This window comes from Beijerinckiaceae bacterium (assembly GCA_004564215.1).
In the GTDB taxonomy this organism is placed as follows: domain Bacteria; phylum Pseudomonadota; class Alphaproteobacteria; order Rhizobiales; family Beijerinckiaceae; genus Methylocapsa.
In genome coordinates this window covers 2,387,890-2,401,188 of the sequence record CP024846.1, presented here as the reverse complement: position 1 = coordinate 2,401,188, position 13,299 = coordinate 2,387,890, and the positions used below count along the sequence as shown (strand labels likewise).

At 58.6% G+C, this 13,299-nt stretch carries 15 protein-coding genes and 1 pseudogene; 9 read left to right on the top strand and 7 right to left on the bottom strand.

What is annotated here, in order from left to right; all coding sequences use genetic code 11:
- Positions 1-3: 3 nt before the first annotated feature.
- Complete coding sequence (locus CU048_11305; protein QBR71759.1) at positions 4-504, bottom strand: GNAT family N-acetyltransferase; 501 nt, start codon at positions 502-504, stop codon at positions 4-6.
- 218 nt (positions 505-722) lie between these two features.
- On the opposite strand from CU048_11305, the gene CU048_11300 reads away from it, so the two are divergent.
- The 3 genes from CU048_11300 to CU048_11290 all read left to right on the top strand — a co-directional run bounded on the left by CU048_11300 (position 723) and on the right by CU048_11290 (position 3,937).
- Positions 723-1,916, top strand: coding sequence for a DNA replication/repair protein RecF (locus CU048_11300; GenBank protein QBR72876.1), 1,194 nt, complete (start codon positions 723-725; stop codon positions 1,914-1,916).
- Positions 1,917-2,029: 113 nt separating this feature from the next.
- On the top strand, positions 2,030-3,133 hold the full coding sequence (locus tag CU048_11295) for a signal recognition particle-docking protein FtsY (GenBank protein QBR71758.1): 1,104 nt from the start codon (positions 2,030-2,032) through the stop codon (positions 3,131-3,133).
- 132 nt (positions 3,134-3,265) lie between these two features.
- Positions 3,266-3,937: a septation protein A gene (locus CU048_11290; protein QBR71757.1), complete on the top strand. Its 672-nt coding sequence runs from the start codon at positions 3,266-3,268 to the stop codon at positions 3,935-3,937.
- 41 nt (positions 3,938-3,978) lie between these two features.
- Here CU048_11290 and CU048_11285 read toward each other — a convergent pair whose 3' ends face one another.
- Positions 3,979-4,254 (bottom strand): DUF1153 domain-containing protein, encoded by a 276-nt coding sequence (locus tag CU048_11285; protein ID QBR71756.1) that lies wholly within the window; start codon positions 4,252-4,254, stop codon positions 3,979-3,981.
- 442 nt (positions 4,255-4,696) lie between these two features.
- Between CU048_11285 and CU048_11280 the strand changes: the two genes are divergently transcribed.
- From CU048_11280 to CU048_11270, 3 genes are all read left to right on the top strand, one after another.
- Complete coding sequence (locus tag CU048_11280; protein QBR72875.1) at positions 4,697-5,929, top strand: tRNA 2-thiouridine(34) synthase MnmA; 1,233 nt, start codon at positions 4,697-4,699, stop codon at positions 5,927-5,929.
- 152 nt (positions 5,930-6,081) lie between these two features.
- A complete protein-coding gene (locus CU048_11275) occupies positions 6,082-6,747 on the top strand; it encodes an SAM-dependent methyltransferase (protein QBR72874.1) in 666 nt (221 codons plus the stop codon).
- A 245-nt stretch (positions 6,748-6,992) separates the two neighbouring features.
- Positions 6,993-7,202 carry a cold-shock protein gene (locus CU048_11270; protein ID QBR71755.1) on the top strand — a complete coding sequence of 70 codons (210 nt, stop codon included), beginning with the start codon at positions 6,993-6,995 and terminating at the stop codon, positions 7,200-7,202.
- Positions 7,203-7,258: 56 nt separating this feature from the next.
- Here the strand turns inward: CU048_11270 and deoA are convergent, their stop codons facing one another.
- The gene (gene deoA, locus CU048_11265) at positions 7,259-8,599 is read right to left on the bottom strand and encodes a thymidine phosphorylase (GenBank protein QBR71754.1); all 1,341 of its coding nucleotides are present in this window, start codon (positions 8,597-8,599) and stop codon (positions 7,259-7,261) included.
- Positions 8,600-8,707: 108 nt separating this feature from the next.
- The gene (locus CU048_11260; protein QBR71753.1) at positions 8,708-9,121 is read right to left on the bottom strand and encodes a cytidine deaminase; all 414 of its coding nucleotides are present in this window, start codon (positions 9,119-9,121) and stop codon (positions 8,708-8,710) included.
- 120 nt (positions 9,122-9,241) lie between these two features.
- Between CU048_11260 and CU048_11255 the strand changes: the two genes are divergently transcribed.
- Entirely contained in the window at positions 9,242-9,451 is a 210-nt protein-coding gene (locus tag CU048_11255; GenBank protein ID QBR71752.1) for a stress-induced protein, read from the top strand.
- Between the two features lie 36 nt (positions 9,452-9,487).
- Here the strand turns inward: CU048_11255 and CU048_11250 are convergent, their stop codons facing one another.
- The 3 genes and pseudogenes from CU048_11250 to CU048_11240 form a co-directional block, all read right to left on the bottom strand.
- Positions 9,488-10,228, bottom strand: a complete 741-nt coding sequence (locus CU048_11250) for a carbonate dehydratase (GenBank protein QBR71751.1) — start codon at positions 10,226-10,228, stop codon at positions 9,488-9,490.
- A gap of 137 nt (positions 10,229-10,365) precedes the next feature.
- Positions 10,366-10,491: pseudogene (locus CU048_11245) on the bottom strand (SAM-dependent methyltransferase).
- Between the two features lie 176 nt (positions 10,492-10,667).
- Positions 10,668-12,134, bottom strand: coding sequence for an undecaprenyl-phosphate glucose phosphotransferase (locus tag CU048_11240; protein ID QBR71750.1), 1,467 nt, complete (start codon positions 12,132-12,134; stop codon positions 10,668-10,670).
- Between the two features lie 202 nt (positions 12,135-12,336).
- Here CU048_11240 and CU048_11235 point away from each other — a divergent pair, with 202 nt between their 5' ends.
- A complete protein-coding gene (locus CU048_11235; protein QBR71749.1) occupies positions 12,337-12,882 on the top strand; it encodes a hypothetical protein in 546 nt (181 codons plus the stop codon).
- A gap of 102 nt (positions 12,883-12,984) precedes the next feature.
- Positions 12,985-13,284: a hypothetical protein gene (locus CU048_11230; protein ID QBR71748.1), complete on the top strand. Its 300-nt coding sequence runs from the start codon at positions 12,985-12,987 to the stop codon at positions 13,282-13,284.
- Positions 13,285-13,299: the final 15 nt, after the last annotated feature.

The following is a 13,299-nucleotide window of genomic DNA, read 5'->3' as shown; positions in this document are numbered from 1 at the left end:
AAATCAGGCTGGGTGCGGCCATTGCAGCCGCCATGTTTTCCGCCCTGAGCGCCCATTGACGCCCTCTGCTACCCTCGCAAAGCCCTCGCGTTCATAAAAAGCGACGGCGCGGGGATTGTCCTGATTGACATCGAGAACGAGACCATTGGGTGAGCGCCGGCGCGCCTCGTCCAACAGCAGATGGGCGGCGCCCGTGCCCTTCGCCTCGGACGCGACCGCAAGCTGATCGAGATAGCCGGTGGCGACAGCCAGCGTGAAAAAGCCCAGTAACCGGCCAAGCGGGTCAAAAGCGCAGACGGTGACGGCTCCCGCCGTTTCGAGTGCCAAAAGATGATCCCGAAACCAGGGAAGCCGCGCCGAAAAATCAATCTCCGGCATGACTTCCTGCCAAGTCGCGACCCAGAGATCGGCAATCGCAGCCAAATCGGCGTCGGTTCTAAGCCGCAGGCTCAGTTGCGGGTGCGGGAGGGGGGAAGGGCTGAGAGCCAAGCTGAGCTTGTCCATTGCTTGGATGTTTCATGGGAAACATCTTGGTACGATTGACACTTGAGGCCAACATACGCTGATAAGGCGCGCGATGTGTAATGCTGAAACGCGCGCCGGCCGGAGGATTTGCCGGCGCACAAAATTTTAGGCCCTCGCCAATTGGCTGGCAAAATCCAAATTCGATGCTTCAATGGGTCAATGGACGATCTCGATCGTCCGGAAGAGTCGTTTCGATCATGAATGAATTGTCCTTGCAGACGCCCGTGCAGGACGAAGCCCCAAAAGCTTCGACCAAAGCGGGCGTGCAACGTCTCAAACTCACCGATTTCCGCTCCTATGCTGCGCTCGATCTTGCAGCAAACGCGTCCCTCATCGTGCTGACGGGAGAGAATGGCGCGGGCAAGACCAATCTTCTCGAAGCCTTGTCGCTGCTTGCGCCCGGGCGCGGACTACGCCGCGCCGAGTTGGTCGAATGCGCCCGCACGGGCGGTGGCGGCGGCTTCGCGGTCTCGGTTGAACTGGCAACAAAGGCCGGCAATGTTCAGCTCGGGACCGGGATCGAGCCACCAGGCCTTTCATCCCCGCAACGCAAATACAGGATCGACCGGGAACCCGCCGCTTCGATCCGCGGCTTCTGCGATCACGTCCGGGTGGTATGGCTTACGCCCTCCATGGACGGTCTCTTCGCGGGTCCCGCGGGCGACCGGCGACGATTCCTCGATCGCTTGGTGCTGTCCATCGATTCCGAGCATGGCACGCGGGTGAACGGTTTCGAGCGCGCGCTGCGTGGCCGCAATCGCTTGCTGGAACAAGGATCGAGGCCGGACCCTGGCTGGCTCGACGCGATCGAGCGGGAAGCCACCGAACTTGCCGTTGCCATTGCCGCCGCCCGGCTCGAAACCGTGTCGCGGCTGTCCGCCCTCATCCAGGCGACGCAGAATGCTGCTTCGCCTTTCCCATGGGCCGAACTTGACTTGCAGGGCGATGTCGAAAGCCTGGTCGGCCAGCATCCGGCGCTGGAGGCGGAGGATATTTATCGCACCATGTTGCGCAACAATCGCGCCCGCGATGCGGCGGCGGGGCGGACCTTGATCGGCCCGCAGGCCAGCGATCTCGGGGTGCGGCACGGTCCCAAGCAAATTGCGGCGGCGCAAGCCTCGACCGGCGAACAAAAAGCTCTGCTGACCGGGATGGTTCTCGCCCACGCCCGACTTGTCGCGGCCATGTGCAAAATAGCCCCGCTCGTGCTCCTCGACGAGATCGCGGCTCATTTCGATCCGCTCCGGCGCAACGCTTTATTTGACGTTCTCGAGACGCTCGGCGGGCAGATTTGGATGACGGGGGCAGACCCCGCGACCTTCTCGGCGCTCGAAAAACGCGCGCTGATGTTGAAGGTGACGCCGGGAATGGTCACGCAGGGGCTGGGGTAGCAGCCCGAACGGGGAAATCCTTCGCGGGGCCGTCGTTTGGTATATAGGAGCGGGCGCGGGCCTGGAGCGGTGGATTTCGCAATCGCCCGCCGACCGGACATAGCTAGGATTTGATGGTGAGCAAGGACAACGAAGCCAAGGGCGCCGAACCAAAGCCCAAACTCGGCCTGTTCAAACGGGTATTTGGCAGTCAGGGTATTTCCACGGCCGCGGATCAGCCCACCGAAGCCCCAGACATCGCCGTCGACTCCAAATCCAAGGCGGAAGAAGTTGCCCTGTCAGATGGCGGCGCCCCCAAGCGAAGCTGGTGGGTCCGGCTGCGCGATGGGCTTGCCCGCTCGTCGGGTTCGATCGGCGCCGGCCTCGCCGCGATCTTCACCAAGCGCAAACTCGACGCGGAAATGCTGGAGGATTTGGAAGAAGTCCTGATCCGCGCCGATCTCGGGATCACCACGGCAGCAAGAATCACCAAGGCGATCGGGCGGGATCGCTACGACAAGGATGTTGATGTCGAGGAGGTCAAGGCGGTGCTCGCCGCCGAGGTCGAACGTGTGCTTGCCCCTTATGCGAAGCCGCTGGAAATCGACCCCTCGAAGAAGCCCTTCGTGATTCTCGTGGTCGGCGTCAACGGATCGGGTAAAACGACCACCATCGGCAAGCTTGCCGCGCAATTCTCAGCCAACGGCCACTCCATCCTGCTCGCCGCCGGCGATACGTTTCGCGCCGCCGCGATCGAGCAGTTGAAGATATGGGGAGAGCGTCTGGGTTGTCCGGTCATCTCCCGGGAACAGGGAGCCGATGCCTCGGCGCTCGCGTTCGACGCGATCAAGGTGGCGCGGGAACGCGGCGACAGCCTGGTGCTGATGGATACCGCGGGGCGCCTGCAAAACCGGGCCGAGCTGATGGGCGAACTCGAGAAAATCATTCGAGTCATGAAGAAGGTCGATCCCGAGGCGCCGCACGCGGTGCTCCTCGTGCTCGATGCAACGGTCGGACAGAACGCGATGAGCCAGGTCGAGATTTTCGGACGAGTTGCCGGCGTGACCGGCCTCGTCATGACCAAACTCGATGGAACCGCGCGTGGAGGCATTCTGGTTGCGATCGCGGAAAAATTTCAGCTTCCGATTCACTTCATTGGAGTTGGCGAAACCGCAGCCGACCTCGAAGCTTTCGAGGCGCGCGATTTTGCACGCGCGATCGCCGGCATGGACTCGTAAGCCCCCTCCGGCACCCTTCGCGCGAATAGAAATAACGCGGCAACGATTGTAGACCGTTGGTCGGTGAGGCGTTTTGAAATAGGCCGCTGAATTGCGGTCGACATTGCAGCCCAAAAAGAAAGGCGAGTTTGTATGAACGAGGTGTCCCGAACCGCAGTGGCAAAGCCACGGCCATCGCCCTGGTTCAAATTCTGGGTGGAAACGGGACCGCTCATCCTGTTTTTTTTCGCCAATGCGCGTCCTAAGCTGTTCGAGCCAGCCGTCGAGCCTTTCCTGCCGCCGGCGATCTTGAACGGCCCCAACGCGGGGCTTTTCACCGCCACTCTGGTCTTGATGGCAGCCGTGATCGCCGCGCTTGCAGTTTCGTTCTGGCAGTTGAGGCGGCTTCCGATGATCCCCCTCCTGACAGCGGCTCTGGTGCTCGTCTTCGGCGCCCTGACACTGTATTTGCAGAATGCGACCTTCATCAAAATGAAGCCGACGGTGCTTTACGCCTGCTTCGGGGTCGCCCTTATCGGTGGCTTGCTGTTCAAGAAGTCGATCTTGCCGATCGTGTTCGACAATGCCTTGGCTCTGACGGAGCGCGGCTGGCAATTATTGACCTGGCGGTGGGGCTTTTTCTTTTTCGTCCTTGCGATCTTAAATGAAATCGTCTGGCGGACTCAATCGAACGATGTTTGGGTGGCCTTTAAATTCCCCGGAATTTTCATTTTGATTTTCTTGTTCTCGCTGGCTCAAGTCCCGCTGGTGGTCCGGCATCAGCTCCCCGAAGACGAGGCGGAAAGTGCACCGGATCATTATTGAGAACAAATTTGCCGCGCTCGCCCGGCCCCGCTGGACCGCACTCAGACCCGATATTGTTGAATACGGGTTGTGCGCAGTCCGGCTAGACCGTACTGATCGATGGACATTTGCCAGGACAAAAATTCGTCGACGGTCAAGGTATAGCGGCTGCACGCTTCGTCCAGCGACAATAAACCGCCACGCACCGCGGCCACCACTTCCGCCTTGCGCCGGATCACCCAGCGCTTAGTGGTGGGCGCCGGCAAATCGGCAACAGTCAACGGGCTCCCATCGGGCCCGATAACATATTTTGTCCTAAGACGGCTCGGTTCGGCCATGTTCAAAACTCACGCACAAGACTGACCTTGTTGTCCCAAAAATAGGAGCGTTGTTTTAAGATTTGACTAAACTCAGGCGACGCTTTTGCTATCAATTTTCATTGCAAAGAACTCGTAAAGCCATTCATTATTTGCCACGGGAGTGGCGCCGGATACTTTATGTTTCTAATTGGGACGCTCCATTTGTATAACGTTAAGAAAAGGAGCCGAGGCCTTTCCAAAATTGCATTCCCGCCTTCGCTCTTAGCAATTTAGCAATAAAGCGTGGTCGGCGCTTACTCCGCCCGGATTTGCATTCGGGCCGGGGGAGGTATTAAATGAGGGAGTTCCAGTAACCGATGGCAGCGGCGGAAAGCGGTGTCCCGCGCGGGCCCTGCTGTTCATAGGTATGGCATGGAGCCTGCCTCCGGCTGACCAAATGATCGAGCGATCGGCGACGTCCATGAACGAAAATCCCGCGCCGGGAGGGACAGAAGGTCCCAATAGTCTCGGTCTGAACAAGCCTCCGGCGCAAACCCGCGTTGTGGTCGCGATGTCCGGCGGCGTCGATTCCTCGGTGGTGGCAGCGCTGCTGAAGGAACAGGGGTACGACGTTATCGGCGTGACGTTGCAGCTTTACGACCATGGGGCAGCGGTTCACCGCAAAGGGTCATGCTGCGCGGGCCAGGACATTCATGACGCTCGGCTCACCGCCGCCCGGCTCGGCATTCCGCATTATGTGCTGGATTACGAAGAGCGGTTTGCGGACAAGGTGATTTCTCCCTTCGCGCAAAGTTATGCGACCGGAGAAACCCCGATACCTTGCGTTGCTTGCAACAGTGAAATCAAATTCGCCGACTTGCTTGAAACGGCGCGAGACCTCGGCGCCGATGTCTTGGCGACTGGCCATTACGTATCTTCGCGATTGGACGCGTTCGGCAAGCGGGCTCTTCACCGCGCTCATGACGGCGCCCGCGATCAAAGCTATTTCCTCTTTGCAACAACCAAAGCCCAGCTGGAATTCCTCCGCTTCCCCCTTGGAGAAATGGAAAAGGCCGACGTTCGTGCCCTCGCGCATCGTTACGGTCTCCTGGTCGCCGACAAGGCGGACAGCCAGGATATTTGTTTCGTGCCGGCCGGCAAATACAGTGATGTTATCGAACGCTTGATGCCGGGTGCGGCGATCCCTGGCGACATCGTTCACGTCGATGGTCGCGTGTTAGGAACCCACCCCGGCGTCATCCATTACACCATTGGACAGCGGCGCGGTTTGGGGCTTGGCGGATTTGCTACGGGTGAACCCTTGTTTGTCGTCCGGCTGGACGCGGCGCGGGCACGTGTTGTTGTTGGTCCGCGCGAGGCGCTGACGACCCGGCTTGCGCGGTTGCGCTCGTTGAACTGGATTGGGCCCGGCACGGTCGATGAACATGCCGGCGAGCGACGGGAGGTTTTCGTGCAGGTTCGTTCGTCCCGGCCGCCGGTCCTTGGCGTCCTGACTGTCAATGATCGAGAGCCGATTGTCGAATTTGCTGCCGGCGAAGATGCCGTCTCGCCGGGACAGGCCTGTGTGTTTTACGACTCGGATAAGCCGCGCGCGCGGGTTCTCGGCGGGGGCGTGATCGGGTCCACGGAATCTTCATGTCCGGCCGTTGCTGAGATTTCCCAGCACGCGCAGGTCGCGCATCTGCCCTTTTAATGCCACCCTTGATCTCGGCTCAATTTTGAGCCAGATCAAAACAAAAACCTCAGAAAAATTCCAGAATTCCTAAAAAACAGGCTTCATTCTAGCCGACACTTAGAGGGAAAGCGCTCGTGCAAGAGGAAACCTTCCCCGGCGATGCTCCGACTTTGGACGCAACATCAATATCTTACGCCGATCCCGCGATCCTCGACAATAAGCATGTCAAGAAGTCCTATGCGCGCTGGGCGCCGGTCTATGATCTTGTCTTCGAGTTGCTGCTGCGGCCGGGACGGAAAGCCGCCGCGGCCGCCGCTGACCGTCTGGGAGGCCGTGTGCTCGATGTCGGTGTCGGCACTGGCCTCGAATTGCCGATGTTCGACCGAAAGACCCGGCTCATCGGGGTCGATCTCTCCGAGCCCATGCTCCGGCGCGCCCAGCGGCGCGTCCGTGCCGAGGCCTTGAAGAATGTCGATGGGCTGATCGCCATGGACGCGACCCGCCTCGCCTTCCCTGACTCCTATTTCGATGCGGTCGTGGCCCCTTATTTCCTGACCGTCGTTCCCAATCCGCACGCCAGCCTCGACGAATTGATCCGCGTCGTCAGATCCGGCGGCGAAATCATTCTGGTCAATCATGTGGGCGCGAGCAAAGGCCCCATGGCCTGGATCGAGTCCGCCCTTTCCAAATGCAGCGCGGAACTTGGCTGGCGTCCTAAATTTGCTTGGTCCGTTTTAGGCGATTGGATCGACTCCAACCCAGGCGTTTGTCTGTTGGAACGAAGGGTCTTGCCGCCTCTCGGGCTGTTTACATTCGCCCGGATCAAGAAGTTGTAGACGAACCGCCAGACTTATTTTGCACTGCGAAAAAGTGTTTATTGAAGCCTGGCCTCAAATCTTGAATTGCCCCTCTTGTTTTACTATCAACCTGCCCATATATCCTCAGGTGTCGTGTTTTTGCCGACGGCTTGGCCTCGCATTTTTGCGTCTGCTGACGACCTCCTCCTCAAAACATCGATACGCTACGTCGGCGCCTCATGGAGCGGCGCCTAGTTCTTTCTACGACTCTAAGGATAGCCTACATGACTACGGGAACTGTGAAGTGGTTTAATCCGGACAAAGGATACGGCTTCATACAGCCAGACGACGGCGGCAAAGACGTGTTCGTTCACATCAGCGCCGTGGAGCAATCCGGCCTGCGCAATCTTCAGGAAGGCCAGAAAATAAATTACGAGGTTATCGCCGATAAGCGAACCGGCAAGTCGGCAGCAGGTAATCTGCGCGCCGCCTGACGGCAAACCTATTGCGGTACAAGAGCCCTGGCATCACCGCCGGGGCTTTTTTTCGCTCATTTTTCTGTCGGGCCGACGTGACCGACGATACAAGGACGCGGCACGAGCGGGGCTTCGTCCATGATATGATAGGCAGCAATCACAGTCTTCGCCGCCATCTCGGCGGCATCCGTATCGCGGGCGTGAACCATGCAAAGCGGGGCCTCGTCATCAGTATAGGCGCCGACCCCGGCAATCGAGCTCAAGCCAACCCTCGGATCAATCGGTGAACCGGGCCGGTGCCGCCCACCGCCCAGCCGCACGACACACAGCCCAAGGGCGCGCGTGTCGATTTTTCCAACATAGCCGCTCCGAGACGGATGGACCGGCCGGACGAAATCGGCGGAAGCGAGATGGTGATGCGGTTTCTCCAGGAGATCCGCAGGGCCGCCGAGCGCTGCAACCATCCGGGCAAAATGTTCGGCGGCCGCCCCGCTCGCCAGCGCTTCGTCGAACCGCCGCGAGGCCTCGCCTAAGGTTTGGGCGAGGCCGCCCATGATCAGCATTTCCCCACCGAGGCGCAGGACGACTTCCCTGAGGCGCGGATCGACTTTCGTCCCCGTCAAAAAATCGATGGCAATTCTTACTTCCAGGGCGTTCCCTGCCGCCGAGGCCAAGGGCTCGTCCATATCGGTGATCAACGCATGGACCGGCAAGCCCGCTTCGGCCCCGACCGTCGCAATAGAACGCGCCAACGCATGCGCTTCCGCCAGGGACGGTAGAAACGCGCCGGACCCTACTTTGATATCCATGACCAGCGCTTCGAGCCCGGCCGCGAGTTTCTTGGCCAGGATCGAGGCTGTGATCAAAGGAATCGACTCGACGGTTCCGGTCACGTCGCGGACCGCGTAAAGCTTCTTGTCGGCGGGCGCGAGGTCCTCGGTCTGCCCGATGATGGCACAACCGCAGCGCCGCACCACCTCCATGAAGCGATCCTTGCCCGGCGTGGTCTGATAGCCGGGAATAGCCTCCAGCTTGTCGATCGTGCCGCCGGTGTGTCCGAGGCCGCGTCCCGCGATCATCGGAACATAAACGCCGCAAGCCGCCGCCGCCGGAGCCAGAATGAGGCTCACCACATCGCCGACCCCGCCGGTCGAATGCTTGTCGACGATCGGCCCGGGAAGATCGGCGTGGCGCCAAGCGAGCCTTGTGCCTGAATCCGCCATGGCGCGCGTCAGCGTGGCGCATTCGCTAACGTCGAGACCCTGAAAACAAATTGCCATCGCAAGCGCGGCCGCCTGAGCGTCGCTGATGTGTCCCCGCGTATAGCCGAGGATGAAAGCCTCGATCTCTTCGTGGCGCAGCCTTTCACCGGCGCGCTTTTTGGCGATGATTTCTTGCGGAAGCAATGTGTGCATGGCTGAGCGGCGCCAGTCCGAAATGAGCTGAACTATTATTCTTGCCGGCGCTGCAAAATATTCAGGAAGCGCGGGCCACGCCTCCCAGCTGGCGAACAAACCTAGGCTTTAGCAATCACCCGGCAACGCTTTCAGGCCCGGACCGAATGCCTCGGGAAGCAGGGCCCCCAGGGTGAAGCTTGCCCGCACGCCATCCGGTCCGGCGACATGAACTAGCACATCTTCGCTAGCAAATTCCCGGATTCTCTGGCGGCACGCGCCGCAAGGGGTCACCAAAGCCTCGCCCTCTCCCAAAACGAGGAATTCGCGAATGCGCCTTTCCCCGGCTGCGACCATTGCGGCAATCGCCCCGGCCTCCGCGCAGGTTCCGACCGGGTAAGCCGCATTCTCGACATTGGCGCCCGAAAAAACCTTGCCCGACTCGGAGCGCAGCGCAGCCCCGACCGCAAAGCCGGAGTATGGGGCATAGGCGCGGGCGCGCGCAGCAGCCGCCTCAGAGAAAAGCTCGTCGATCATACTCATCCGCGTTCCCGATCATTGTCGAAATTCTTGCAAATATTTTAACTCGGCCCTCTGGCGTGGCTGGAACCGTTGGCGAACGAAACGGTTAGCGCGACGAACCCCGACGGAGGAGGATTGACAATGACGAAAGATGTTAAGCCCTCGACCTCCAACCGGGGCTTTGCTTCCATGGACGCCGAAAAGCAAAGAGAGATCGCTCGAAAGGGCGGCCGAAGCGTGCCGAACGAAAAACGCAGCTTTTCGCAGAATCACCAGCTGGCGTCCGAAGCGGGACGCAAGGGTGGCCATTCTTCCCACAGCAACCGGCGCCCGGACCGGGTAGAGCAATAATAATTCCGCCAAGCGGTCTTCCACGAGACCAACCTCTTAGGAACCCACAGTCTCCCGATGCGCGGCAAAGGCTGCGCGATGCTTATCGATTGCAACGGGCTCGAATTGCCCGGTGCCTTCGTTGAGCGCAAGCAAAGTGCCGTGCTGGATGCCGAAATAGGCGCCGTGCAGGCCAAGTTCGCCACTGCGTTCGCGCGCGGCAATCCACGGGAAACTGCGAAGATTGGCCAGGCCCTGGATGATCGAGGCGAGCGCCAGACGTTCGATGTAATCCTCGAGAGGTTGGGTGGCCGGTCCAACTCGCTCAGCCGCAGCCCCCATCAAGCTGATCCATTTGCCGATGAAATCGCCGGGCGAGAGCGGTACATGAGGTTGATGAGTTGTGCCGCGTGCAAACGCGCCGACACCGCCACAGCTTGCATGGCCCATCAGGACGATATGTTCGACGCCCAATCCCATGACGCCGAATTCGAGCGCCGCCGATGTGCCGTGCAAATCGTCATTTGGCGCATAAGGCGGCACAAGATTGGCAATATTTCGTACAACGAACAATTCGCCCGGGGCCGCATCGAAGATAACTTCGGGCGACACGCGCGAGTCGCAGCAGCCGATCAGCATGATGCGCGGCTTTTGCCCGGCTTCGGCCAATGCATGAAAACGGTCTTGCTCGCGTTTGAACCGGCCGCTGAGAAAGGCTTCGTATCCGCTGACCAGACGCTCCGGCAGCAAAGCTCCGCGGCCCTCGGTACCGACTGGTTGCGCAATCGGCTCCGACATTGCTCTCGTCTCCCTTATTGAACCTGACCGCCAGCGTGACGATCTCGCTCGCGATCCTATCGTCGGCGCCGTTTTTGGCAAGTCGGCAAGTAGGGGAAGCCAATCAAGTCAGGCAGGCGCAAGGCTCGTCGGATATTTAGAGCGGGATGAGGAAAAGTGGAAACCGGTTTTCCGCCCGCATCCCGCTCTGAACTTTTGGAATCGATCACGTTCATGATTTTGGATTGAATCAATCCAAAATCATCGTGACCTAGGCTGCCGGGAGGTCACCGCCGAGCCGTTCGGACTTGCAGCAAAGGGAGAGATATTGGGATCGGAGGCCGCGCTGTCTCGCCAGAGGGAAGCCTCATGGGCAATTTTCGCGAAGGGCGCCACGGTTATAGCTGTTTAAACGAAAAGCGTATCGATCCAGGCTTGTGGGCGAGGTTAGAACGAGCGTTCAATAGGCGCGGCTGCGCAAAACCTCGAAACAGGTCCGCAACAGAATATTTATGTCAAATCTGAGCGACCAATTGTTGATGTACCAAAGGTCGTGTTTCACGCGTTCGGCCATTTGCTCAATACGGCCGGTTTCGCCGCGCAAACCATTGACCTGCGCCCATCCGGTTATTCCTGGCTTGACGTGATGGCGAAATGCATAATTGGCGATGTGATATTTATATTCATTGTCATGCGCCAGGGCATGCGGGCGCGGCCCAACCAAAGACATATCGCCGTTCAGAACATTAAAGAGCTGCGGTAATTCGTCGATGCTCGACCGGCGCAGGAACTGCCCGACCCGAGTCACACGCAAGTCGCCGCGGCACGCCTGAGTCACCGTCGGTCCGTCTTCGAGAACGCGCATCGTGCGAAACTTGAAGATGGTGAATTCATTCCCGCCAAATCCATTGCGCCGCTGGCGGAAGATGGTCGGTCCTTCGCTATCAAGCTTGATTGCGATCGCGACGATCGCCAATAGCGGTGAGAGCATTCCGATTGCAACCAGCGCGAACGCAATGTCCAACGTCCGCTTGATCGCCCTTTCATAGGGAGAAAGCGGCGCCCGCTGCACCTGCACGGGCTGCATCTCGTCAGTGCCGATCGACGAGGCATGCTGCCCCAATACCGTTCTGACGGTGTGATCCGGCAAGAGCCGGACCGGAAGCGGAGACGCACGAAGCCGCTCGCGGACGGTTTCAAGCAGTTCCTGACTGGACCAGCGGAAAGCCACCAGGAATTCTTCCGCCCCTTGTTCACGGGCGGCCGCCAGCGCGTGGTCCAGGCTGACCAGGACGTCGGCGGAGCGGCATCCGCGATTTGCCGCGACGGCGACGCGGGAGACTTCCGTCAGCCCGAAATATCGGAGCAAAAAGGTTGCGCTCAGTCTGAGCAGTTCCGACGGCTCACCGATCGTCACGACACGCCGCCCGACCAGACTATCCGTCGACACCAAGGCGTGCATCACATTGCCCATGAGCCAGCGCGCCGAGAATAAAAGGGCGATCTGCAACAGGACGATCGCCACCATGGGCTTTAACAGATAGTCGTCATCGCCGCCCATAAAGAGAAGGGCAGCGGTCACAGACAACCCGACCAGGGTGAGAACCGTGAATATCGCGGCTAAATAGGGAACCGGATTGAGAAGGACCGGAAAGCGATAGAGACCGCGGGCATGCATCACATAGATGCAGATGAAGCTGCTGGTAACACCAATCCCCAGGAAGACATTGGCACCGACGATCTCATCAAGCCAAGTGTATTGATAAATTGCTGCGCCGGCCACACTGGCAAAAACAATCAGCAAAATATCTATCAGAACCGCAGAAATTTCTATGTTTTGATATGAAATTTTAAAGAGAGGCGAGATCCACGCCCTCGGCCCGGCGCTCCGTTCCGTATTATCGCTCATGCGGCGGCTTAGGAACATCTTTAGGAAACTCACGGTGATAAATTCCAACTTTTTCGTAGCATCAAACGTCAAGAATCTCAAGCTCAGCTTGTCTGTTGCAGCGCATTCCGACAGAAAACTATGCACTATCTTTACCAACTACGACATTCGGCAAGGCTCCCTTCAGTACGAAATGGCACAGCTGAGTTAGAATCAAAACTTATGCGAGTGAATTGAACTCATGCGTAGCAAATTGCTCATCTTGCCCTTTATCGTTGCAATCTCGTTCAGTCCTTTCGGCCTTCAGCCTATTGCCGGCGAGTTAACCCTAAGTCCCCAAACAAAATCTGAAGATCCGGAGTCGCTTGGCGCTTGGCGGCTGGTTCGGAGCTCCGCGCCCGATGGAGTCGAATCCGCAGCCATTCTGCATACCGCAGAATTCGAACGTTCCAATTCCCGTTTGGCCGGCCTCATGTTTCGCTGCGTCGGACGAGATATCGAATCGATCATCGTGGTGGTCGAACCTTTTCCGCCGCGTGCCCATCCGCAAATCGTCCTGCGCACCGAGGGACAAAAAGAAGCCAACTTTGTCGGCACTATCATACCGACGGGAGCAGGAATTCGATTGCCCGATGATGCAACTAGACTGCTGGCAGGAAGATGGCATACCGAGAGTGAATTGGAGATTAGGGTTAACGACGGCGATGCAACATTCGATGGAGCGATCCTATTGTCGGGGCTTCCGAAGGCACTCCAAACTCTTAGCAGCGAATGTGTGCAAAAATGAGACTTTACGAAAACAGGCTTTTGGGAGAACATGTGAACAAAATTAAAAGCGCCAAGTAAGAAAAAGAAGCCGTAATTTGGCGATTGTCGGGAGGCATCGAAAATGGAAATCCTTGTTATCGGGGGAGTCCTTTTTGGGACTGTTTTAGGTCGCGTGTTCAAAGTTCTAATTCTTCTTCCTGCTGGCTTGCTCGCAATTATTTTGATTGCGATAAATTGCACTTTAGTCGGGCACACATTGCTGGAAGGTTTGTTGCAAACGATTTTGTTGATCACGAGTCTTGAAGTCGGCTATGTCACCGGACTCGTTTCGACCAATCTGCCTGCCTTGGCGCAAGGCCTGCGCAAAACCTGGACAACTCTGCCTCATCCAGCGCCATCACGAACCGCGCAGCCGAGGTGATCGCTGAACGCTCTA